The 20,342-nt window shown below is 59.4% G+C and carries 21 protein-coding genes and 1 tRNA gene; 15 read left to right on the top strand and 7 right to left on the bottom strand.

Annotated features, from left to right (window positions below; translation table 11 throughout):
* Window positions 1-26: 26 nt before the first annotated feature.
* The 11 genes from ACLIKD_RS12010 to ACLIKD_RS11960 are packed head-to-tail and all read left to right on the top strand — an operon-like array spanning window position 27 to window position 9,375.
* Entirely contained in the window at window positions 27-308 is a 282-nt protein-coding gene (locus ACLIKD_RS12010; RefSeq protein ID WP_428825239.1) for a LapA family protein, read from the top strand.
* On the top strand, window positions 305-1,477 hold the full coding sequence (gene lapB / locus ACLIKD_RS12005) for a lipopolysaccharide assembly protein LapB (RefSeq protein ID WP_226416441.1): 1,173 nt from the start codon (window positions 305-307) through the stop codon (window positions 1,475-1,477). The genes ACLIKD_RS12010 and lapB overlap by 4 nt, the downstream gene beginning before the upstream one ends.
* 9 nt (window positions 1,478-1,486) lie before the next feature.
* A complete protein-coding gene (locus ACLIKD_RS12000; protein ID WP_226471144.1) occupies window positions 1,487-2,806 on the top strand; it encodes a UDP-glucose dehydrogenase family protein in 1,320 nt (439 codons plus the stop codon).
* A gap of 12 nt (window positions 2,807-2,818) precedes the next feature.
* Entirely contained in the window at window positions 2,819-3,745 is a 927-nt protein-coding gene (rfaE1, locus tag ACLIKD_RS11995) for a D-glycero-beta-D-manno-heptose-7-phosphate kinase (RefSeq protein ID WP_428825238.1), read from the top strand.
* Between the two features lie 9 nt (window positions 3,746-3,754).
* On the top strand, window positions 3,755-4,753 hold the full coding sequence (rfaD, locus tag ACLIKD_RS11990; protein ID WP_428825237.1) for an ADP-glyceromanno-heptose 6-epimerase: 999 nt from the start codon (window positions 3,755-3,757) through the stop codon (window positions 4,751-4,753).
* Window positions 4,746-5,645, top strand: a complete 900-nt coding sequence (gene cysM, locus ACLIKD_RS11985) for a cysteine synthase CysM (RefSeq protein WP_428825236.1) — start codon at window positions 4,746-4,748, stop codon at window positions 5,643-5,645. Before rfaD ends, cysM begins: the two co-directional genes overlap by 8 nt.
* The gene (locus tag ACLIKD_RS11980; protein ID WP_226416436.1) at window positions 5,642-6,427 is read left to right on the top strand and encodes a 3'-5' exonuclease; all 786 of its coding nucleotides are present in this window, start codon (window positions 5,642-5,644) and stop codon (window positions 6,425-6,427) included. The genes cysM and ACLIKD_RS11980 overlap by 4 nt, the downstream gene beginning before the upstream one ends.
* Window positions 6,428-6,484: 57 nt before the next feature.
* Window positions 6,485-7,021 (top strand): inorganic diphosphatase, encoded by a 537-nt coding sequence (gene ppa, locus ACLIKD_RS11975; protein ID WP_226416435.1) that lies wholly within the window; start codon window positions 6,485-6,487, stop codon window positions 7,019-7,021.
* Window positions 7,022-7,032: 11 nt separating this feature from the next.
* Complete coding sequence (locus ACLIKD_RS11970; protein WP_428825235.1) at window positions 7,033-8,640, top strand: NAD+ synthase; 1,608 nt, start codon at window positions 7,033-7,035, stop codon at window positions 8,638-8,640.
* A 31-nt stretch (window positions 8,641-8,671) separates the two neighbouring features.
* A complete protein-coding gene (locus ACLIKD_RS11965) occupies window positions 8,672-9,010 on the top strand; it encodes a P-II family nitrogen regulator (protein WP_226416433.1) in 339 nt (112 codons plus the stop codon).
* A gap of 17 nt (window positions 9,011-9,027) precedes the next feature.
* Complete coding sequence (locus ACLIKD_RS11960; protein ID WP_428825234.1) at window positions 9,028-9,375, top strand: hypothetical protein; 348 nt, start codon at window positions 9,028-9,030, stop codon at window positions 9,373-9,375.
* A gap of 19 nt (window positions 9,376-9,394) precedes the next feature.
* Here ACLIKD_RS11960 and ACLIKD_RS11955 read toward each other — a convergent pair whose 3' ends face one another.
* Both ACLIKD_RS11955 and trxB read right to left on the bottom strand, forming a co-directional pair.
* Window positions 9,395-9,850: a Smr/MutS family protein gene (locus ACLIKD_RS11955; protein ID WP_428825233.1), complete on the bottom strand. Its 456-nt coding sequence runs from the start codon at window positions 9,848-9,850 to the stop codon at window positions 9,395-9,397.
* A gap of 102 nt (window positions 9,851-9,952) precedes the next feature.
* Window positions 9,953-10,909: a thioredoxin-disulfide reductase gene (gene trxB, locus ACLIKD_RS11950; protein ID WP_428825232.1), complete on the bottom strand. Its 957-nt coding sequence runs from the start codon at window positions 10,907-10,909 to the stop codon at window positions 9,953-9,955.
* 129 nt (window positions 10,910-11,038) lie between these two features.
* Here trxB and ACLIKD_RS11945 point away from each other — a divergent pair, with 129 nt between their 5' ends.
* The 3 genes from ACLIKD_RS11945 to lolA are packed head-to-tail and all read left to right on the top strand — an operon-like array spanning window position 11,039 to window position 14,624.
* Window positions 11,039-11,701: a Crp/Fnr family transcriptional regulator gene (locus ACLIKD_RS11945; RefSeq protein WP_226416429.1), complete on the top strand. Its 663-nt coding sequence runs from the start codon at window positions 11,039-11,041 to the stop codon at window positions 11,699-11,701.
* Window positions 11,702-11,715: 14 nt separating this feature from the next.
* On the top strand, window positions 11,716-14,007 hold the full coding sequence (locus ACLIKD_RS11940) for a DNA translocase FtsK (RefSeq protein ID WP_319002296.1): 2,292 nt from the start codon (window positions 11,716-11,718) through the stop codon (window positions 14,005-14,007).
* Window positions 14,004-14,624: an outer membrane lipoprotein chaperone LolA gene (lolA, locus tag ACLIKD_RS11935; RefSeq protein ID WP_428825231.1), complete on the top strand. Its 621-nt coding sequence runs from the start codon at window positions 14,004-14,006 to the stop codon at window positions 14,622-14,624. The genes ACLIKD_RS11940 and lolA overlap by 4 nt, the downstream gene beginning before the upstream one ends.
* Window positions 14,625-14,764: 140 nt before the next feature.
* Here lolA and ACLIKD_RS11930 read toward each other — a convergent pair whose 3' ends face one another.
* Window positions 14,765-15,577, bottom strand: coding sequence for an inositol monophosphatase family protein (locus ACLIKD_RS11930; protein WP_226416427.1), 813 nt, complete (start codon window positions 15,575-15,577; stop codon window positions 14,765-14,767).
* 65 nt (window positions 15,578-15,642) lie between these two features.
* Here ACLIKD_RS11930 and ACLIKD_RS11925 point away from each other — a divergent pair, with 65 nt between their 5' ends.
* Entirely contained in the window at window positions 15,643-16,404 is a 762-nt protein-coding gene (locus ACLIKD_RS11925; RefSeq protein WP_428825230.1) for an RNA methyltransferase, read from the top strand.
* A 21-nt stretch (window positions 16,405-16,425) separates the two neighbouring features.
* On the opposite strand, the gene ACLIKD_RS11920 is transcribed toward ACLIKD_RS11925, so the two are convergent.
* The 4 genes from ACLIKD_RS11920 to lon all read right to left on the bottom strand — a co-directional run bounded on the left by ACLIKD_RS11920 (window position 16,426) and on the right by lon (window position 20,305).
* A complete protein-coding gene (locus ACLIKD_RS11920) occupies window positions 16,426-17,304 on the bottom strand; it encodes an HDOD domain-containing protein (protein WP_226471131.1) in 879 nt (292 codons plus the stop codon).
* A gap of 66 nt (window positions 17,305-17,370) precedes the next feature.
* Window positions 17,371-17,446, bottom strand: a tRNA-Val gene (locus ACLIKD_RS11915).
* Window positions 17,447-17,454: 8 nt separating this feature from the next.
* Window positions 17,455-17,727: an HU family DNA-binding protein gene (locus ACLIKD_RS11910; protein WP_226416424.1), complete on the bottom strand. Its 273-nt coding sequence runs from the start codon at window positions 17,725-17,727 to the stop codon at window positions 17,455-17,457.
* Window positions 17,728-17,890: 163 nt separating this feature from the next.
* Complete coding sequence (gene lon / locus ACLIKD_RS11905) at window positions 17,891-20,305, bottom strand: endopeptidase La (RefSeq protein ID WP_428825229.1); 2,415 nt, start codon at window positions 20,303-20,305, stop codon at window positions 17,891-17,893.
* Between the last annotated feature and the right edge of the window lie 37 nt (window positions 20,306-20,342).

Below are 20,342 nucleotides of genomic sequence, written 5' to 3'. Positions count from 1 at the left end.
TTCACTGCCCTTTTTTATTGAATGTCATGACAGTATTGACCTGGGCCATCCGGCTCATCATCTTTTTCTTTCTGGTCGTTTTTGCCGTCCAGAATACCGATCCGGTAAACCTTCATTTCCTGCTCGGTCAGGTTTGGCAGGCACCGTTGGTTATCGTTCTGCTTGCCTTTTTTTCGGGTGGTGCGGTTCTTGGCGTGCTTTCGGTGGTCGGTGTCATTTATCGTCAACGCCGGGAAATAGCTCGTCTTAAGCGGGCAACCGATAAAGTACAGCCGGTTGTCTTGCCCGAGCAGCCTCCGGCAGCATGAGCGATCTCTTCGAATACTGGCAGTTGCTGCTGATCCCCGTCTTTTTCGGGCTGGGTTGGGCGGCCGCCCGCGTGGACATGCGTCAGGTCGTACATGAATCCAGTTCCCTGCCGCGTTCCTATTTTCAAGGTTTGAATTTCCTGCTCAACGAACAACCCGACAAGGCCATCGACTCGTTTCTCGAAGTGGCCAAGGTTGATTCGCAGACGGTTGAGCTGCATTTCGCGCTCGGTAACCTTTTTCGCCGGCGGGGTGAGACCGAGCGGGCGATCCGCATGCACCAGAATCTGATCGACCGGGCTGACCTCGACGACGCCGTTCGTCTGCATGCGCTGGCCGAACTCGGTCAGGATTATCTCAAGGCCGGCTTGCTCGACCGGGCTGAAGAGATTTTCAACAAGCTGATCGATACCACTTTTGAGGCCGATGCCAAGCGCAACCTGCTGGAAATTTATCAGGTCGAGAAGGAGTGGCTGAAGGCGATCGGATTGGCCCGTGAGTTGCCGGATGTCGCGTCGCAACAGGAAGTGGCTGAGTTTTACTGCGAACTGGCCGCTACCGAGATCATGCGCTCGAAGCCGGATTCGGCACGGGCTTACCTTGAGTCGGCGATGCAGCAGAACCGCAAATGCGTTCGGGCGAGCCTGCTGCAGGGCGATTTGCTGGCGCAGGAAGGCCGGCCGGAGGCCGCCATTGAAGCCTGGCAACGGATCGAACAGCAGGATCCGGCCTACTTGGCGCTGGTTGCCCAGCGTCTGCTCGAGACCTATCGCAAGCAGGAGCGTCGCGATGAGGGTATCGCCTTGCTCAGCGGCTATCTTGAGCGTTATCCGTCGCTCGATTTGCTCGATGTTGTTTATCAACTGGTACTTGAAGGCGAGGGCACCGAGGCGGCCTACCGTCTGGTGCGAGCCGAGTTGCAGCGCAACCCGACCCTGCTCGGTCTGGAAAAGCTGATGAGCGCCCGCTTGCCGCTGGTGGCACCGGAAGTTCGGCCCGATGTCGAGATTGCGAAGACCATCATCCAGGGCTATACCAAGCGCCTGTCGCGTTATCGATGCGATAATTGCGGCTTCAAGGCGCGCCAGTTCTATTGGCGCTGTCCGGCCTGTGGCGGCTGGGAAACCTACCCGCCTCGCCGTAGTGAAGAATTCGATCAAACTTTGTAGGAAGCATCCATGAAAATTACCGTTGTCGGCACCGGCTATGTCGGTCTGGTTAGTGGTACCTGTCTGGCTGAAGTGGGCAACGACGTTCTCTGTCTGGACGTCGATCCCGAGAAAATCCGGATTCTTGAAGAGGGCGGCATCCCGATTTTTGAACCGGGTTTGCAGGAAATGGTCCGCCGCAACGTGGCTGCCGGCCGCCTGCACTTCACTACCAATGTCGAGAAGGCCGTCCAGCACGGCACCATCCAGTTCATCGCCGTCGGCACGCCACCAGATGAGGACGGCTCGGCCGACCTCCAGTACGTGCTCGGTGCTGCCCGCAACATCGGTCGCCTGATGACCGACTACAAGGTTATCGTTGACAAGAGCACGGTGCCGGTCGGTACCGGCGCCAAGGTCAAAGCCGCTATCGCCGACGAACTGAAGAAGCGTGCGGTCGACATCCCCTATAGCGTCGTTTCCAACCCGGAGTTCCTGAAAGAGGGGGCTGCCGTTGAAGACTTCATGCGCCCCGACCGGATTGTCGTTGGCGCTGAGGAGGAACAGGCCATCCATCTGATGCGCGCCCTCTACGCACCGTTCCAGCGCAACCACGAACGCCTGATCATCACCGACGTGAAGAGTGCCGAACTGACCAAGTACGCTGCCAACGCGATGCTGGCGACGCGCATCAGCTTCATGAACGAGCTGGCCAATCTGGCCGAGGTGCTTGGTGCTGACATCGAAATGGTTCGCCAGGGCATCGGCTCCGATCCGCGGATCGGCTACCACTTTCTCTATCCCGGTTGTGGCTACGGCGGCTCCTGCTTTCCGAAGGACGTCAAGGCCCTGATCAAGACAGCGGAAGACGACGCCAACATTACCCTGAAGGTACTGACCGCGGTCGAAGAAGCCAACGACGCCCAGAAACACCTGCTGACCAAGAAGCTGAAATCCCGTTTCGGCGATCTCAAAGGCAAGCATTTTGCGCTCTGGGGTCTGTCCTTCAAGCCGAATACCGACGATATGCGCGAAGCACCAAGCCGCGAGCTGATCGCCGACCTCTTCGCTGCCGGCGCCACGGTTACCGCCTACGACCCGGTTGCGATGCACGAAACCCAGCGCATCTACGGTGACGAAGCTCGCCTCAACTATGCCGAGAATCCGATGGGGGCGCTCGATCAGGCCGATGCACTGGTCATCGTTACCGAGTGGAAGGAATTCCGCAGCCCGGATTTCGAGGCGATCAAGCAGACATTGAAGAATCCGGTCATCTTTGACGGGCGGAATCTCTATGATCCGAAGTTCGTGCGCGGGCTGGGTATCGAATATTTCGCCATCGGGCGTTAAGCGAAAAACGACATGTTGGAAAAAATAGCGCGGGTTCGCCTGCTCGTGGTTGGCGATGTGATGCTCGACCGTTACTGGTTTGGCGAGGTCAGCCGGATTTCGCCGGAAGCGCCGGTGCCGGTGGTCAAGGTTGAACGAATCGAGGAGCGTTTGGGCGGGGCCGCCAACGTGGCGCGTAATGCGGCAGCGGTCGGGGCCAAAACGGCGCTGCTTTCGGTGGTCGGTGATGATGAGGCGGGGCGCAGTCTGTCCCGCTTGCTCGCCGACGGCGAAATCGATGCCGGATTGCATGTCGACCGGGCCATCGATACCACGGTCAAGCTTCGTGTCATCGGCCGGCAACAGCAATTGCTACGCATCGACTTCGAAACGGTGCCTTCGCACGAAATCCTCCAGGCCAAGCTGGCCGAGTTTGAAAAGCGCGTCGTCGAAGCGGACGTGGTGATTCTGTCCGATTACGGCAAGGGCGGGCTGACCCATATCGCCGAAATGATCCGGTTGGCCCGGGCCGCCGGCAAGCCGGTGCTGGTCGACCCGAAAGGCGACGATTACGCCAAATATGCCGGGGCGACGGTGATTACGCCGAACCGCTCGGAACTCCGGGAAGTGGTTGGCCGCTGGTCCTCGGAGGCCGATCTCTTTGCCAAAGCCCAGAAACTTCGCGCCGAACTCGGACTCGAAGCGCTGCTGGTGACGCGCAGCGAAGAGGGGATGACCCTGTTTTCCGAAGGCGAGACGCATCATCAGGCAGCCCTGGCGCGGGAAGTGTTCGACGTCTCGGGCGCCGGTGACACGGTCATTGCCACGCTGGCCGTGATGCTGGCGGCTGGGGCCAACTGGGACGAGGCCATTCGCGCGGCCAATATCGCCGCCGGCATCGTCGTCGGCAAGCTGGGAACCGCCGTCGTTACCCGCGAAGAACTCGCAGCAGCCTTGTAAGGAAAACGCATGTACACAGTTGTTACCGGCGCCGCCGGCTTTATTGGTTCCAACATCGTCAAGGCGCTTAACGAGCGCGGCGTGACCAAGATCATTGCGGTCGACAACCTGACCAAGGCCGACAAGTTCAGGAATCTGATTGACTGCGAAATCGCCGATTATCTCGACAAGCACGATTTCATCGAGCGCATCCAGGCCGGCCATTTCGACGGCGAAATCGAGGCGATTTTCCATGAAGGGGCTTGCTCCGACACCATGGAAACCGACGGTCGCTACATGATGGAGAACAACTACCGTTACTCGATGATCCTGCTCGACTGGTGTCAGGATCAGGATGTCCAATTTTTGTATGCGTCCAGTGCCGCCACCTACGGCAGCAGCAGCGTGTTCAAGGAAGAGCGCCAATACGAAGGGCCACTCAACGTCTACGGCTACTCCAAATTTCTCTTCGATCAGGTTGTCCGCCAGCGCCTGGTGCAGCATCCGTCGTCGCAGATCGTCGGTTTTCGCTACTTCAATGTCTATGGCCCGCGCGAGACGCACAAGGGGCGGATGGCGTCGGTTGCTTTCCATAACTTCAACCAGTTCCGTATCGACGGCAAGGTCAAATTGTTCGAGGGTTCGCACGGCTATCCGGATGGCGGTCAGCAGCGCGATTTCGTCTTTGTCGGCGATGTCGCCAAGGTCAATCTGTACTTCCTCGATCACCCGGAGAAGTCCGGCATTTTCAATCTCGGTTCAGGCCGGGCGCAGAGTTTCAATGATGTCGCGGTCGCCGCAGCCAACGGCTGTCGCAAGGCAAAAAACGAGGTGCCGCTGACGCTGGAAGAGCTGCGGGCACAGGGCTTGCTCGAATACATCGCCTTCCCCGAGGCGCTGAAGGGCAAGTACCAGGCATTCACGCAGGGCGATCTGAGCCGCTTGCGTGCTGCCGGTTACGATGCGCCGATGGCCACGGTTGAGGAGGGCGTCTCCCAATATATCGAGTGGCTCCATAAAAATGTATAAAACCCTGCAGGATTTTGTCGGAAACACCCCGCTGGTCCGTCTGGTACGCATTCCCGGTGCTGACAACGACAAGCGTGGCAATGCCATTCTCGCCAAGCTGGAAGGCAATAACCCGGCCGGTTCGGTCAAGGATCGCCCGGCCTTGTCGATGATTGTCCATGCCGAAGCACGCGGTGACATCAAGCCGGGTGATACGCTGATCGAGGCGACCTCCGGCAATACCGGCATCGCGTTGGCCATGGCGGCGGCGATGAAGGGCTACAAGATGATCCTGGTCATGCCGGAAAACCAGAGCATCGAGCGTCGACAGACCATGCGAGCCTTTGGCGCCGAACTGGTATTGACGCCGAAGGATGGCGGGATGGAACTGGCGCGCGATGTCGCCAACCGGATGCGCGACGAAGGCCGGGGCATCATCCTCGACCAGTTTGCCAACCCGGACAATCCGCTGGCACATTTTGAAGGCACCGGTCCGGAGATCTGGCGCGATACGTCCGGCAAAATCACCCATTTTGTCTCCAGCATGGGCACCACCGGTACCCTCATGGGCACTTCGGCCTTCCTCAAGGCCCAGAACCCGGCGATCGAAATTGTCGGGTGCCAGCCGGAGGAGGGCAGTCAGATTCCCGGGATCCGCAAATGGCCGGAAGCCTATCTGCCGAAAATTTACGACAAGACCAATGTTGATCGCATCGAATACGTCAGCCAGTCCGATGCCGAGGCAATGACCCGGCGCCTGGCCATGGAAGAAGGCATCTTTGCCGGTATTTCATCGGGCGGCGCCCTGGCCGTTGCCCTGCGCCTGTCGCAGACGCTGGAAAATGCCGTAATCGTCAGCATCGTTTGCGATCGTGGTGATCGTTACCTGTCTACGGGCGTTTTCCCGGCATGAAGCCGGTCCTGGTCTTCGACATCGAAACCATTCCCGATGTCAGCGGCCTGCGCCGTTTGAACGACCTGCCCGGTGAGCTTTCCGACGATGAAGTCGCCGAACTCGCTTTCCAGCAGCGCCGCGCCAAAACCGGCAATGATTTCCTGCAACTGCATTTGCAGCGGGTGGTGACCATCTCCTGTGTGCTGCGCACCAGCGAGGGCCTGAAAGTCTGGTCGCTGTCCGAACCGGACCTCAATGAGGGCGCGATCATCCAGCGGTTTTTTGACGGCATCGAGAAATTTACGCCGCAGATCGTTTCCTGGAACGGCAGCGGCTTCGATCTGCCGGTGCTCCATTACCGCGGCATGCTGCATGGTGTCAGCGCGCCACGCTACTGGGATCTGGGCGATGGTGACTATGCCGACTCCCGCGATTTCAAATGGAATAACTACATCAGCCGCTACCACACGCGGCACCTCGACCTGATGGACCTGCTGGCCCTCTACAACGCCCGCGCCAACGCGCCGCTCGACGATCTGGCGAAGCTTTACGGATTTCCCGGCAAGCTCGGCATGGACGGCGGCAAGGTGTGGGAGGCCTGGCAAGCCGGCAAGAGCGCCGAGATTCGCGACTACTGCGAAACCGATGTGATCAATACCTATCTCGTCTATAACCGTTTTCGTCGCCTGCGTGGCGAACTGACGGCCGAAGAGGAAATCGCCGAAGGCGAATTCGTCAAAGCGCAACTGGCCAAAATCGGCGCGCCGCACTGGCAGGAGTTCCTCGCTGCCTGGCAATGAGAAAGCCGCGTGCAGCGCTATAATCGCAAGTTCTCAAACCTTACCGCAGAGATAAAAATGGCTCTTAATAACGTATCTTCAGGCAAGTCACTTCCCGACGACTTCAATGTGATCATCGAGATCACGGCCCATTCCGATCCGGTCAAGTATGAAGTTGACAAGGAATCCGGCGCGATTTTCGTTGATCGCTTCATGGGTACCGCCATGCACTATCCGTGCAACTACGGTTATATCAACAACACCATTGCCGGTGACGGCGATCCGGTCGACGTGTTGGTCGTCTGTCCGTTCGGCCTGCCGCCGGGTGTGGTCGTTCGCTGCCGTCCGCTCGGCATGCTGGCAATGGAGGACGAAGGTGGCCAGGACGCCAAATTGCTCGCCGTTCCGGTTCGCAAGATCAGCCAGACGTACAACGACGTCAATACCTTCGAAGACATTCCGCAGATTCTGCGCGACCAGATCGAACACTTCTTCTCGCACTACAAGGATCTCGAAAAGGGCAAGTGGGTCAAGGTTGTCGGCTGGCAAGGGATCGAAGCCGCCCACAAGGAAATCCTGGAAGGCGTCGCCCGTTACCAGGCCGAAGCCAAGTAAGACCCGGTCAGATGCTGCGTATCGCCGTTGCCCAGTTCAACGCCACTGTCGGTGACCTGACCGGCAACGTCGAACGTATCATTGAATGCGCCGCTCAAGCCAAGGCGCGCGGTGCCAAGGTATTGCTGACACCGGAACTGGCGCTGTGTGGCTACCCACCGGAAGACCTGCTGCTCCGCCCGGATTTTTATCGGGCGTGCAGTCGGGCATTGGACGATCTGGCGAGCCGGGTTCAAGGCATCGCGCTCATTGTCGGCTATCCGGAAGAGGATCAGGGGTACCGCTACAATGCTGCGGCAGTCATTGAAAATGGTCAAAAAAAGGCCGTTTACCGCAAGATCCGTCTGCCCAACTACGAAGTTTTTGACGAAAAGCGTTATTTCGCCGCCGGCAGCGAAGCCTGTGTCGTTACTCTTGGCGGAGTGCGTTGCGGCATCAATATCTGCGCCGATATCTGGGAAAGTGGCGCGGCCGAACTGGCTCATGCCAACGGTGCCGAACTGCTGCTGGTTCTCAATGCTTCACCTTGCCATCTGGAAAAGCACCAGCAGCGTCTTGAGGTGCTCGGGGAGCGGGTAGCGGCAACCGGCATTCCAGCTATTTATTGCAACCTGGTCGGTGGCCAGGACGAACTGGTATTCGACGGAGCATCCTTCGCCCTCGATGCTGGCGGGGCTTGCCGGATGCGCCTGGCGCAGTTCGAGGAGGCGCTGGGTATCGTCGACTACGATGCCGGTCATTTGCATTCTGAGGACTTGGCGGCAGAGCTTTCACTCGAGGCCGAAGCCTACCGTGCACTGGTCGTCGGGGTGCGCGACTACATCGGCAAGAGCGGCTTTCCCGGGGCAATCATCGGGCTGTCCGGCGGTATCGATTCGGCCCTGACGCTATGTGTTGCGGTGGATGCATTGGGGGCGGAAAAGGTCCGCGCCGTAATGATGCCTTCGCCATACACGGCGCAGATGAGCCTGGACGATTCGCGGGAAATGATCCGTCGGCTCGGCGTGCGTTATGACGAAATCGCCATCGCCCCGGCCATGCACACCTACCAGTCGATGCTCGATCCGCTGTTTACCGGCCTGCCGGCCGACACCACCGAAGAGAACATTCAGGCGCGCATCCGCGGCAACATCCTGATGGCGCTCTCCAACAAGACCGGGGCGCTGGTTCTGACGACCGGCAACAAGTCGGAGATGGCCGTCGGCTACTGCACGCTGTACGGCGACATGGCCGGCGGCTTTGCGGTCATCAAGGATGTCTACAAAACGCTGGTCTATCAGCTGTCGCGTTATCGCAATACGCTGTCGCCGGTGATCCCGGAGAACATCATCGTCCGGCCGCCTTCCGCCGAATTGAAGCCGGACCAGACTGATCAGGATTCGCTACCCCCGTACGAGATTCTCGATGCTATCGTCCGGGCTTACATGGAAGAGGACCGCAGTCCGCGTGAAATCATCGCGGCCGGACTGCCGGAAGACGCCGTAAGGCGCGTTGTTCGTTTGCTGCGTATTGCCGAGTACAAGCGGCGGCAATCACCGGTTGGTATCCGCATCACGCCGCGTGGTTTTGGCAAGGATTGGCGGTATCCTATTACCAACCGTTATCAAGACGAATTTTGAGCAACCGAATCAGCCAAAGGATACGCAGAGCATGAAAAAAATCGAAGCCATCATCAAACCCTTCAAGCTCGACGAAGTGCGCGAGGCACTGTCGGAAATCGGCATTTCCGGCCTGACCGTCACTGAGGTCAAGGGCTTCGGCCGCCAGAAAGGGCACACTGAGCTCTATCGCGGTGCTGAGTACGTGGTCGACTTTCTGCCCAAGATCAAGATCGAGATCGTCGTCAACGGCGAGCATGTCGATGCCGCCATCGAAGCGATCATCAAGGCTGCGCGGACCGGCAAGATCGGCGACGGCAAGATTTTCGTGATGCCGGTCGAGCAGGTCGTCCGTATTCGTACCGGCGAAACCAACGAAGCGGCTGTCTGAACATTGGGAGCAGGTCCGTGGATACTTCGAACGGTATCAATGTTTCGGAACTGCGGACCCAGCTAATGGCCCTGCTGGGGGGTGAGCAGAAATACTATCCAACCCAGATCGAGCAGCAATTCCCGCGCATCCTGGGGCAAATCGTTGCGCTGTGGGGCAAGTCCGCACTCGATGTCTACCTGAACGAGCTGATGTTGCCAGCCAGGTCCGGGCGACAGGGTTTTCCGGCAGCCATCGCCATGGAAATCTTTCATCTGTTCAACCTGCATTCGGCCCTTAATTTGTCCGAGAAACATTCCGGTACCGGTTGGTCCGGAGTTGAAGACCCAGAGCGTTTCAAGAAGGCCCTGGCGCGCGGCGACTAGGCTTTGTGGTGCGCCAGGCCTAGCGGTGCTGGGCTTTCTGGGCCCGCAGCAGGACGATCAACGCACCTTCGCCGCCGTCGTGCGGCTTGGCTTGGCAGTAGGCCAGGACTTCTTCCCTTTGGGTCAGCCAACCGCGTACCAGTTGGCGCAGGACGGAGGTTCTCTGCGGTGAGCCCAGTCCCTTGCCGTGGATCACCCGAACGCAGCGCTTGCCGTAATGCAGACTCTCCACCATGAATTCGCTTAGCAGTTGCCTGGCCTCTTCGCGATTCAGGCCGTGCAGGTCGATTTCATCCTGAACCACCCAGCGGCCGCGGCGCAAATCACGCAGCACGGTGCTGGCCAGTCCGTTTCGTGTGTAGTTCGGCTCGTCGCCACCCTCCAGCCGGTCCTGCAGGCTGATCGCGCCATACAGGCTCTCGTGCAGTGCGGCGTGCTCATCGGCAATATGTTGCAGCGGGCGGGGTGGTGGCATTGGCCCGCCCAGGTGGACGCGGTCGGTCTTCGGCAGTGGCTTGGTATCGGCCACTGCCGCCCGAAAGGCTGCAAGATCGTCCGGATCGATCAAGCCGGAGACTTAGGCGAGCTGGTCCAGATAGCGCTCGGCATCGAGCGCTGCCATGCAGCCGGTACCAGCTGAAGTGCAGGCTTGGCGGTAGATGTGGTCCTGCACGTCGCCGGCCGCGAAGACCCCGGGGATGCTGGTTTGCGTTGCATTGCCGTGGCGCCCGGTCTGCGTCACCAGATAACCGCCCTCCATTTCGAGCTGGCCGGCGAAAATGTCGGTGTTCGGCTTGTGACCGATGGCGATGAAGACGCCGAAGACATCGACATCCTGTGTCGCGCCGGTTTGTACGTTCTTGACGCGCAGGCCGGTGACACCGGAGTCGTCGCCGAGAACTTCGTCAAGCGAGCTGTTGTAGAGAATGGTGATCTTGCCGGCCTTCTCTTTTTCAAACAGCTTGTCCTGCATGATTTTCTCAGCGCGGAATTTTTCGCGGCGGTGAATCAGGGTGACGTGACTGGCGATGTTGGCCAGATAGAGGGCTTCCTCGACGGCGGTGTTGCCACCACCAACTACTGCAACCGGCTTGTTGCGATAGAAGAAGCCGTCGCAGGTGGCGCAGGCGGAAACTCCCTTGCCGGCGAATTTTTCTTCGGAAGGCAGCCCCAGGTACTGGGCCGAGGCGCCGGTGGCGATGATCAGCGCATCGCAGGTATAGGTGCCGCTGTCGCCGACCAGCGTGAAGGGGCGGTCGGTTAGCTGGGTGGTGTGGATGTGGTCGAACAGGATTTCAGTCTCGAAGCGACGGGCATGCGCTTCGAAGCGGGCCATCAGTTCCGGACCCTGAACGCCGTCGGCATCGGCCGGCCAGTTGTCAACTTCGGTGGTGGTCATCAATTGACCGCCCTGGGCGAGGCCGGTGATCAGCAGCGGCTTGAGGTTGGCGCGGGCGGCATAGACGGCGGCGGTATAGCCGGCAGGGCCGGAACCGAGGATGATGAGACGACTGTGGCGGGCGGGCTGGGACATGACGATCCTCTTTCGTGGTTAAGCGGAAAATTATAGCCTTCTCTGAGCCTCGGATTTTTCCCGAGTTCCCGTGCTGATTGGGAAAGCAGTTTATAATCGATACGTAACCCCATGAACGGAAACTGATTTATGTCTGCTGCTAATTTCGGCTTGAGCCTGGTTGTATTGCGCAACGTGCCGCTGTTTTCCGGGCTGGATGAATCCGAACTGGAAAAACTTTCCCGGGTTTCCGTCCGCAAACGTGTCGAGCGCGGCGCATTTGTTGTGCGCGCGGCGGAAAGTACCGATTCGTTGTATTCCGTGCTCACCGGGCGGGCCAAAGTGACCAATACCGATGAAGAAGGCCGCGAAATCATCCTGGCTTGGCTCGGGCCGGGCGAGTTCTTCGGTGAAATGGGTCTGATCGACGGCAGCCCGCGCTCCGCCAATGTCGTCGCCAGCGAACCTTGCGAATTGATGGTGCTCAGCAAGGAAGCGTTCCAGCGCTGCCTGCAGGATAACTTTCAGGTGGCGCAGAAGCTGATGCAGATTCTCGTCCGTCGTTTACGCGAAGCCGACCGCAAGATCGAGAGTCTGGCGCTGCTCGATGTCTATGGCCGCGTCGCTCGTTTGCTGCTCGATCTCTCGGTAGAGGAAGAGGGGCGGCGTATCGTCAAGAAAAAGATTTCAAAGCAGGATATGGCCAGAATGATTGGTGCATCGCGCGAAATGGTCAGCAAGGTCATGCGCGATCTGGAGTTGAGCGGCTACATCGCGACCGAGAACGATCTGGTGGTCATTCTGGGTGCATGACGATGGGCGCAAGAATGGTTGACCGGAGTTCGCCGAGCCCGCTCCCCGACAAGATCGGCTCGTTGTTGCAGGAATCGCGCTGGTTGGCGGTCGGCGCCGTCGCGCTGTTCCTGACAATGGCCCTGTGGGGCTTCGACAAGGCAGACCCGGGCTGGTCGCACGCCGTTGTCGCGCAAACCATGCATAACCCGGCTGGTCGGGCCGGGGCCTGGATTGCCGATCTGCTGCTGTATATTTTCGGGCTTTCCGCTTGGTGGTGGATCGTGCTGCTTGGCATGTCCGTCTGGTGGGGGTTTCGCAAACTCAATGTGGCGGATGCCGGCGATCGTCGCTCGCTGTTGATCGCGCTGGCCGGCTTTGTTCTGCTGCTGGTGGCCAGTTCGTCGCTTGAAGCCTTGCGTTTTTACACGATGCAGACCGAATTGCCGCTCAGCCCCGGCGGCATGCTTGGCATCGAGATGAGCCGCGTGCTCGCCCGGCAGCTTGGCTATACCGGCTCGACCCTGCTTCTGCTGGCGGTGATCGCGGCCGGCTGGAGCGTGTTCTCGGGGATGTCCTGGCTGTGGGCTTTCGAAAAAATGGGGGCGCTGCTGGAAGCCTTCGGCGCTTTCTTCTACGGCCGGCTCGATGCCTGGCGTGACCGGAAGATCGGTCGCGAAGTGGCGCAGCAGCGGGAGGTTGTCGTCGAGGAAGAAAAGCGCCGGGTCGAGTTGCACGATCCGATCATCATCGAAACCCCGCCTCCCGACGTGCCGGTCTCGAAGAAGGCCGAGGCGCGGGCTGAGCGCGAGAAGCAGGTGGCCCTTTTCCCCGAGGCGATCATCGGTGGCCAACTGCCGCCGCTGCACCTGCTCGATCCGGCGCCGCCGGTGACCGAGACGGTTAGCGCCGAAATCCTCGAATACACCTCGCGTCTGATCGAGCGCAAGCTGGCCGACTTTGGCGTGCAGGTCAAGGTTCTGGCAGCCTTGCCGGGGCCGGTGATCACCCGCTATGAAATCGAGCCGGCGGTTGGCGTCAAGGGTGCGCAGATCGTCAATCTGGCGCGCGACTTGGCACGGGCGCTGGCCATGGTGTCGATCCGGGTTGTCGAAACGGTGCCCGGCAAGTCCTGCATGGCGCTTGAGCTGCCCAACGCCCGGCGGCAGATGGTCAAGCTCTCCGAGATCATTTCCAGCAAGCCCTATAACGACATGGCGAGTCCTCTGACGGTCTGTCTGGGCAAGGATATCGGCGGTCAGCCGGTGGTTGCCGACTTGGCCAAGACGCCACACCTGCTGGTTGCCGGGACGACCGGTTCGGGCAAATCGGTCGGGGTCAATGCGATGATCCTCTCGATGCTTTACAAAGCGGAGCCGGATCAGGTCCGCCTGATCATGGTCGACCCGAAGATGCTCGAATTGTCCATCTACGAGGGCATCCCGCACCTGCTGGCACCGGTCGTCACTGACATGAAACAGGCCGCCAATGCGCTGCACTGGTGCGTGACGGAGATGGAAAAACGCTACAAGCTGATGTCGGCGATGGGGGTGCGCAATATCGCCGGTCTCAACACCAAGATTCGCGACGCCGAGAAGCGCGGCGAGCACATCCCCAATCCGCTGACGCTGACGCCGGAAACCCCGGAGCCGCTGAAGACCATGCCGTTCATCGTCGTCATCATCGACGAACTGGCCGACTTGATGATGGTCGTCGGCAAGAAGGTCGAGGAGCAGATCGCCCGTCTGGCGCAGAAAGCCCGTGCCTCCGGTATCCACCTCGTGCTGGCGACCCAGCGGCCGAGCGTCGACGTTATCACCGGCCTGATTAAGGCGAACATCCCGACCCGCCTGTCCTTCCAGGTCTCCAGCAAGATCGATTCGCGGACCATCCTCGATCAGATGGGGGCCGAGGCACTGCTTGGCCAGGGCGACATGCTCTATCTGGCGCCCGGTACCGGTTACCCGACCCGGGTGCATGGCGCTTTCGTTTCCGATGATGAAGTACATCGTGTGGTCGAGCATCTGAAGGCGACCGGTGCGCCGGAATATATCGAAGATATCCTCACCGGGTCTGCCGGTGACGATGAAGAAGGCGGCGAGGGTGGCGAGGGGAGTAACGATGCCGAAAGTGATCCGCTCTACGACCAGGCTGTCGATATCGTGCTGAAGAACAAGCGTGCGTCGATTTCGCTGGTCCAGCGTCACCTGCGTATCGGTTATAACCGTTCGGCACGGCTCATCGAAGCGATGGAAAAAGCCGGTCTGGTTTCGACAATGGATGGTCGTGGTGGCCGTGAGGTTTTGGCCCGCAAGGAAGCTGAATGAAATTTGCCCTGAAAATGCTGTCGGTCGCAGTCGTCGCCGTTTTGCCCCAGTGGGCTCACGCCGGTGCCGTCGATCAACTCCACCAGTTCCTCGGCAGCACGCGGACGCTGAGAGCCGAGTTCTCTCAAATGGTCATCGGTAAAGGCGGGCGCAAGCCGCAGCAGTCGTCCGGCCTGGTCGCCATCTCGCGGCCTGGGAAACTGCGCTGGGATATCCAGAAACCCTACCCGCAGCTGGTGGTGGGTGATGGCGAGAAAATCTGGATTTACGACACCGAGCTGAAGCAGATCACTGTCCGCAAGGCCGGTCAGGCAATCAACGGGTCGCCGGCCGCGCTACTCTCGGGCAACAACGATTTGGAGAAAAACTTCACCCTCAAGGATGTTGGCGAAGCCGAGGGGATGGCCTGGGTCGAAGCGATGCCCAAGACCAGTGACAGTGGCTTTGAAAGCGTACGTCTCGGCTTCGTTGGTAGTGATCTGAAGGCCATGGAGTTGCACGACAGCTTTGGGCAGACGACGCATATCCGCTTTTCCAGGCTTGAACGCAACCCGGTACTCCCTGCTGCCACCTTCAAATTCACACCGCCGGCCGGCGTCGATATCGTCGGCGAGTAAGGCGGAGGGAGCGCGGATTGATTGGCTCCTGTGGTTCCCGTCGATAGTTGGTGCTTGGGAACCCAGCGGCATTTGATTGCCGCGTTTGCAGGATCCCCACTCCCTGGGTCAGGAAGTGGGTTTGCTCAAGAAAGCTTGGTTTAGCCGCGTACCGATTCCGGCAGGTGGCTTTCGACGACCTTGAGCAACGGGGCAAAAACCTTCGGAGTGCCAGCGATCAGGTTGCCGGTTTCCAGATAGTTGGCTTCGCCGCGCAGGTCGCTGACCAAGCCGCCCGCTTCCGAAATCAGCAGCACGCCGGCGGCCATGTCCCAGGGCGACAGACCAAACTCCCAGAAGCCGTCAAAACGGCCACATGCAACATAGGCGAGGTCGAGCGAGGCTGCCCCCGGACGCCGTTGGCCGGCCGTCTTCTGGGACAGTTCCTTGAAGATGGCAAGGTAGGTGTCGATTTTGTCGAACATGCGGTACGGAAAGCCGGTCCCGATCAGGGACCCCTGCAGTTTGATGCGGCGCGAGACACGAATGCGGCGTTCGTTGAGGAAGGCGCCGCCGCCTTTGCTGGCCGTGAAGAGTTCGTTGCGGTTGGGGTCGAAAACCACTGCCTGTTCGATCGAGCCGCCTTTGCTCAGGGCAATCGAGACGGCGTACTGGGGCATGCCATGGATGAAGTTGGTCGTTCCGTCCAGTGGGTCGATGATCCACTGGTATTCGCTGTCGCCCGAACCCTTGCCGGCCGTCTCGCCGGACTCCTCTGCTAAAATGCCGTACGCTGGGTAGGCCTCCTGCAGCGTCTCGATGATGGCGGCTTCGGCGGCCTTGTCGACTTCGGTGACGAAATCGTTGGGTTGCTTGGTCGAAACCTTCAGCAGGTCGAGATCGTTGGAAGCACGATTGATGATCTGGCCGGCGCGGCGCGCCGCCTTGATGGCGATATTCAGGGCTGGATGCATGGCTTTAAAGAGCTATCGGGTGGCAGAAGCCACCCGATTTATATTGAAAGAACGAATTTTACACTATGAACCCGGAAAGCCTTCTTTCACGTATCAGAGTCGTCCTGTGCCGTCCGAGTCATCCGGGTAATATCGGCGCGGTGGCCCGGGCCATGAAGACGATGGGCTTGTCCAGTTTGTATCTGGTGCAGCCCAAGCAGTTTCCTGATCCGGAAGCCGATACGCGGGCGACCGGTGCGGTCGACCTGCTGGAAAAGGCAAAAATAACCGCGTCGCTGGCTGAAGCCCTTGCCGGAAGCGTATTTGCCGTAGCGCTATCGGCACGGCAGCGGGATCTCGGGCCGGCAATCGGCCAGCCGCGCGAAACGGTTGCCCGTCTGCTGGCCGAAGCGGAACACGGGGATGTGGCACTGGTTTTCGGCAACGAAACGGTCGGCCTGAGCAATGAGGAAATCCTGCATTGTCAGGCGGCAGTGACGATACCGACCAACCCGGATTTCAGCTCGCTCAATCTTGGTTCGGCGGTGCAAGTGTTGTGCTACGAATGCCGCATGGCAGCGTTTTCCGAGCGACCGCCGGTTGCCGGCCAGGGGGTTACCCCGTTCGTTTCGCCGACGGCCAGTCTGGACGAAGTTGAGGGCTTGTTCGGGCATTTGGAGTCGGTGATGACCGATACCGGGTTTTTCAATCCGGCCCAACCAGGTCGTTTGATGCCCAAATTGCGCCGTATGTTCGGTCGCGTTCGATTGGAAAAGGATGAAATCAACATCCTGCGCGGCATCCTGGCATCGACCCAAGTCAAAACCGGACACGGCCGGAAAGACTAAGGTGGGTTGGCACGCGCAATTTCAACTGAAACTGGCGTGCATTTCCTTGGCCAGGGCATCGATTTCAGGAATCAGATGGCCATATTTTTCATTCAGCACGGTTAATTCTTCCGGGGATTTCTGCTGATCCTGCATCAACCATTCAAAATGGCCATCAGCCAGCATGTTGGCCACGTAAATCACTTCCTGCAGGTTGCGGATGGGGTCCGGGGTGGGGCGAATCCGGTCGTGGTCAATGGTGGCATCGACGATTTCCTCGGGAATGCCGATGGCATTGAGCAATGACGCGCCGATGCTTTCGTGCCACTGGATGATCAGGTACTTGACGCTATCCGGGCGCTCGCGCAATTCTTCATACTGCGTCGCGCGGTAGAGCATGTAGAACGCGCCAAGATCATGAATCAGGCCGGCCAACATGGCTTCGTCCGAATTCAGGCGACTCGCCGTCTTGGCAAGGATGCGGGCGGCCGCTGCGGTGCGGATGGAATGCTCCCAGAGCGCATGCGTTATCTCGGAGAAGGCGGCCATGCCCTTGGCGCGCAACAACTGGGTCATGACGATGGACAGTGCTGCGGTGCGTACGGCGTTGACGCCGAGTCGGGCAATTGCCGACTTGAGATCGACGACTTCCCTGCCTTGCGGATTGAAGGCTACGGAATTGGCCAGATGCAGCAATTTGGCGCTGATCAGGGGTTCGATGGCAACCGCCGCAGCGATTCCGGAAATGCTCTGGGCCGGATCCTGGAGAACCTTGCGCAGGCGCATGACGGCATCGAAATAGGTGGGGAAAATCACCTCACCCGAGAGCTCCTTGGCGATGTCCTCCAGCATCTGAAATCGCTGGGTCTTTAATGCATCCCCTTTTTTGTCCTGGTCGCTGTGCATCGATGCTGGAGTCATTGGCCACTCTCTTTCAGCACAAACCCCGCTACGTGAGCGGGGTTTGTGTGTCCTTTTCAGGAGTTCTGGTGGGTGCTGAGGGGCTCGAACCCCCGACATCCAGCGTGTAAGGCTAGCGCTCTACCAACTGAGCTAAGCACCCGGACGCGCTTAGTTCAGCGCGTCTTTCAGACCCTTGCCCGGACGGAATTTCGGTGATTTGGCGGCCTTGATTTCCAGCGTTTTGCCGGTGCGCGGATTGCGACCGGTACGGGCTGCACGCTCGCCAACGTAGAAAGTGCCGAAACCGATCAGGCTGACGGTGTCGCCATTCTTCAGGGCTTCCGTGACGGCAGCAACGGTGGCGTCAAGTGCGCGACCGGCGGCAGCCTTGGAAATTTCGGCGGAAGTGGCGATATGGTCGATCAGGTCGGTCTTGTTCATATTGGTCCCCTAATAGGATGGAATGGTGAAGCGAAATTTTTGTAAGGACGGATTTATATCGCTCCCGAAATCCTTGTGTCAAGCGGATTTTCGCCGAATACCCGGGGCCGGCGGTGCGGAAAAGGATGGCGACGTTAATACGTCGGCATCCTTTCCTTGTAAATCAATGAGTAAGCGTCACCGGTGCCGCAGCCGGCTCGGTCGCGCCAACAACCGCGGATTTCTCGGTCGTTACCTCCGGAAGCGCCTCAGGCAGGCGTTCCAGGGCTCGCTCCAGAACCTGATCGATCCACTTGACCGGCACGATTTCGATCTTGTTCTTGATGTTGTCGGGGATCTCGGCGAGGTCCTTGACGTTCTCTTCCGGAATCAGTGCCGTTTTCAAGCCGCCGCGTACCGCTGCCAGCAGCTTTTCCTTGAGACCACCGATCGGCAGTACTTCGCCGCGCAAGGTGATCTCGCCGGTCATGCAGACGTCGCAACGAACCGGAATGCCGGTGTAGGACGAGACCAGTGCGGTCGTCATGGCGCCGCCGGCGGAAGGGCCGTCCTTCGGGGTGGCGCCTTCCGGGACGTGGATGTGGATGTCTGTCTTCTCGAAAGCCTCATCCTTGATGCCAAGGCGACGGGCGCGAGCGCGCACGACGGAGCGGGCTGCTTCGACCGATTCCTTCATGACATCGCCCAGCGAACCGGTGCGGATGATGTTGCCTTTGCCCGGCATGATGGCGCATTCGATGGTCAGCAATTCGCCGCCAACCTCCGTCCAGGCCAGACCGGTAACCTGACCGACCTGATTTTCCTTTTCGGCCATGCCGTAGCTATAGCGCTGCACGCCAAGGAATTTGTCGAGATTCTTGGCATTGACCAGAATCTTCGCATCGCGCTTTTTCAGGACCAAGGTTTTGACGACCTTGCGGCAAATCTTTGAGATTTCCCGTTCGAGTGCCCGTACCCCGGCTTCCCGGGTGTAGTAGCGGACGATGTCGCGAATGGCGCTGTCGGCCACCGCGATTTCAGTCTTCTTGAGGCCATTGTTCTTGATCTGCTTGGGCAGCAGATAGCGCATGGCGATATTGACCTTTTCGTCTTCCGTATAACCGGATAGGCGGATCACTTCCATCCGGTCAAGCAGTGCGGCCGGAATGTTCAGCGTATTGGCAGTAGCGACGAACATCACGTCGGAGAGATCGAAATCGACCTCGACGTAATGGTCCTGGAAGGTGTGGTTCTGTTCCGGGTCGAGCACTTCGAGCAGAGCGGAAGAAGGGTCGCCACGGAAATCCTGGCCGAGCTTGTCCACTTCGTCGAGCAGGAACAGCGGATTGCGCACGCCGACCTTGGTCAGGCTTTGCAGGATCTTGCCGGGCATCGAGCCGATGTAGGTGCGCCGGTGGCCGCGAATTTCCGCTTCATCGCGAACGCCACCGAGGGCCATACGGACGAACTTGCGGTTCGTCGCCTTGGCGATCGACTGGCCCAGCGAGGTCTTGCCCACACCCGGAGGTCCGACCAGACAGAGGATCGGGGCCTTGACCTTGTCGACCCGCTGTTGCACGGCGAGATACTCGACGATGCGTTCCTTGACCTTGTCCAGGCCGTAATGGTCCTGATCCAGAACCTTTTCGGCTTCGCGCAGATCCTTGCTGATACGGGTCTTCTTGCGCCACGGCAGGCCGATCAGCGTTTCGATGAAATTGCGGACGACGGTAGCCTCGGCTGACATCGGCGACATCAGGCGCAGCTTCTTCAGTTCGCCCTGTGCCTTGGCCAGGCCTTCCTTGCTCATGCCGGCGGCCTTGATCTTCTTGTCCAGTTCGTCGAGGTCGGCACCTTCTTCGCCTTCGCCGAGTTCTTTCTGGATGGCCTTGACCTGTTCGTTCAGGTAGTACTCGCGCTGACTCTTTTCCATCTGACGCTTGACGCGGCCGCGGATGCGCTTTTCGACCTGCAGGATGTCGATTTCGGATTCGAGTTGGGAGAGCAGGCGATCAATGCGGTCGCGGATGCTTTCCATCTCCAGCACTTCCTGCTTCTGCTCGAGCTTGAGCGGCAGGTGGGCGGCGATGGTGTCGGCCAAACGGCCGGCATCCTCGATGCCGGCGATGGAGGAGAGAACTTCCGGCGGAATTTTCTTGTTCAGTTTGACGAACTGGTCGAACTGGGCAACCACGGCGCGACGCATGGCCTCAATTTCGTGGTCTTCGACACCGGGTTGCGGCAGCGGGACGGCGGTTGCCATGAAGACCGAGGATTGCACCTCGATGGCCTCAATGCGGGCGCGCTGCGTGCCTTCGACCAGCACCTTGACGGTGCCGTCGGGCAGCTTGAGCATCTGCAGGATATTGGCCATGCAGCCGATGCGATAAAGGTCTTCCGGTTCCGGCTCATCCTTGGCCGCCGATTTCTGGGCGACCAACAGGATGTTCTTGCCGGCTTCCATGGCCATTTCGAGCGCCTTGATGGATTTCGGGCGGCCGACGAACAGCGGGATGACCATATGGGGAAAAACGACGACATCGCGCAGCGGCAGCAGCGGCAGTTCGACGGATTCCGGGAGCGTGTTGGGGTTCGACATTACGATGCCTTTGAAATAGGTATGTGCCCCCTACGTG

The organism is Azonexus sp. IMCC34842 (assembly GCF_050368855.1).
Classification (GTDB): domain Bacteria; phylum Pseudomonadota; class Gammaproteobacteria; order Burkholderiales; family Rhodocyclaceae; genus Azonexus; species Azonexus denitrificans_A.
The sequence above is the reverse complement of the archived record's forward strand: the minus strand, read 5'-3'. Positions and strand labels throughout refer to the sequence as shown.

Excerpts from the sequence above, each read along its gene's own strand:
- ACLIKD_RS12010 (WP_428825239.1), top strand. The coding sequence starts at position 27 with ATGACAGTATTGACCTGGGCCATCCGGCTCATCATCTTTTTCTTTCTG.
- lapB (WP_226416441.1), top strand. The coding sequence starts at position 305 with ATGAGCGATCTCTTCGAATACTGGCAGTTGCTGCTGATCCCCGTCTTT.
- ACLIKD_RS12000 (WP_226471144.1), top strand. The coding sequence starts at position 1,487 with ATGAAAATTACCGTTGTCGGCACCGGCTATGTCGGTCTGGTTAGTGGT.
- rfaE1 (WP_428825238.1), top strand. The coding sequence starts at position 2,819 with ATGTTGGAAAAAATAGCGCGGGTTCGCCTGCTCGTGGTTGGCGATGTG.
- rfaD (WP_428825237.1), top strand. The coding sequence starts at position 3,755 with ATGTACACAGTTGTTACCGGCGCCGCCGGCTTTATTGGTTCCAACATC.
- cysM (WP_428825236.1), top strand. The coding sequence starts at position 4,746 with ATGTATAAAACCCTGCAGGATTTTGTCGGAAACACCCCGCTGGTCCGT.
- ACLIKD_RS11980 (WP_226416436.1), top strand. The coding sequence starts at position 5,642 with ATGAAGCCGGTCCTGGTCTTCGACATCGAAACCATTCCCGATGTCAGC.
- ppa (WP_226416435.1), top strand. The coding sequence starts at position 6,485 with ATGGCTCTTAATAACGTATCTTCAGGCAAGTCACTTCCCGACGACTTC.
- ACLIKD_RS11970 (WP_428825235.1), top strand. The coding sequence starts at position 7,033 with ATGCTGCGTATCGCCGTTGCCCAGTTCAACGCCACTGTCGGTGACCTG.
- ACLIKD_RS11965 (WP_226416433.1), top strand. The coding sequence starts at position 8,672 with ATGAAAAAAATCGAAGCCATCATCAAACCCTTCAAGCTCGACGAAGTG.
- ACLIKD_RS11955 (WP_428825233.1), bottom strand. The coding sequence starts at position 9,850 with ATGCCACCACCCCGCCCGCTGCAACATATTGCCGATGAGCACGCCGCA.
- trxB (WP_428825232.1), bottom strand. The coding sequence starts at position 10,909 with ATGTCCCAGCCCGCCCGCCACAGTCGTCTCATCATCCTCGGTTCCGGC.
- ACLIKD_RS11945 (WP_226416429.1), top strand. The coding sequence starts at position 11,039 with ATGTCTGCTGCTAATTTCGGCTTGAGCCTGGTTGTATTGCGCAACGTG.
- ACLIKD_RS11940 (WP_319002296.1), top strand. The coding sequence starts at position 11,716 with ATGGTTGACCGGAGTTCGCCGAGCCCGCTCCCCGACAAGATCGGCTCG.
- lolA (WP_428825231.1), top strand. The coding sequence starts at position 14,004 with ATGAAATTTGCCCTGAAAATGCTGTCGGTCGCAGTCGTCGCCGTTTTG.
- ACLIKD_RS11930 (WP_226416427.1), bottom strand. The coding sequence starts at position 15,577 with ATGCATCCAGCCCTGAATATCGCCATCAAGGCGGCGCGCCGCGCCGGC.
- ACLIKD_RS11925 (WP_428825230.1), top strand. The coding sequence starts at position 15,643 with ATGAACCCGGAAAGCCTTCTTTCACGTATCAGAGTCGTCCTGTGCCGT.
- ACLIKD_RS11920 (WP_226471131.1), bottom strand. The coding sequence starts at position 17,304 with ATGACTCCAGCATCGATGCACAGCGACCAGGACAAAAAAGGGGATGCA.
- ACLIKD_RS11910 (WP_226416424.1), bottom strand. The coding sequence starts at position 17,727 with ATGAACAAGACCGACCTGATCGACCATATCGCCACTTCCGCCGAAATT.
- lon (WP_428825229.1), bottom strand. The coding sequence starts at position 20,305 with ATGTCGAACCCCAACACGCTCCCGGAATCCGTCGAACTGCCGCTGCTG.